Genomic DNA, 730 nt, shown 5'->3' on the forward strand with positions numbered 1-730 from the left:
CGCCAACTGCGCGATCGTGGGTGCCTCGAACACGGTGCGCACCGCAAGGTCGGTATCCAAGGTGGTGTTGATCGCCGCGATCACCCGCATCGCCGAGATGCTGTCCCCACCGAGATCGAAGAACGAGTCCTCCACCCCGACCCGCTGCACACCGAGCACTTCGGCGTAAATCCCGGCCAAGATCTCCTCGACCGCGGTGGACGGGGCGCGGTAGTGCTCGGTGTCGGTGTAGTCGGGGGCGGGCAGGGCGCGGGTATCGAGCTTGCCGTTAGGGGTCAGCGGCAAGGCGTCGAGCCCCACCACCGCGGCCGGCACCATATGCTCGGGCAACCGCTCGCCCAACGCGGCGCGCGCCGCCACGGGGTTGGCGGTGCCGGTGATGTAGCCGATCAGGCGTTTGATGCCGGGTTGGTCTTCGCGGGCGAGCACGACCGCCTGTTCCACCCCGGCCAGGGTGGTGAGGGCGGCCTGGATTTCGCCGAGTTCGATGCGGTAGCCGCGGATCTTGACCTGCTCATCGGCGCGGCCCAGGTAGTCCAGTTGCCCATCAGCGCGCCAACACACCAGATCCCCGGTCCGATACATCCGCTGCCCGGGCGCCCCGAACGGACAGGCCACAAACCGCGATCCGGTCAACCCCGCCCGGCCCACATAACCCACGCCCACCCCGGCGCCGGCCACATACAACTCACCGATCACCCCGACCGGCACCGGGCGCAGCCACCCATCG

The 730-nt window shown here is 69.2% G+C and carries 1 protein-coding gene; it reads right to left on the minus strand.

What is annotated here, in order from left to right:
• Window positions 1–730, minus strand: a 730-nt coding sequence (locus AC5Y30_RS25440; protein WP_499922071.1) for a phosphopantetheine-binding protein, incomplete at both ends; no start/stop codon positions are given.

It is taken from the genome of Mycobacterium sp. NGS27, assembly GCF_059813005.1.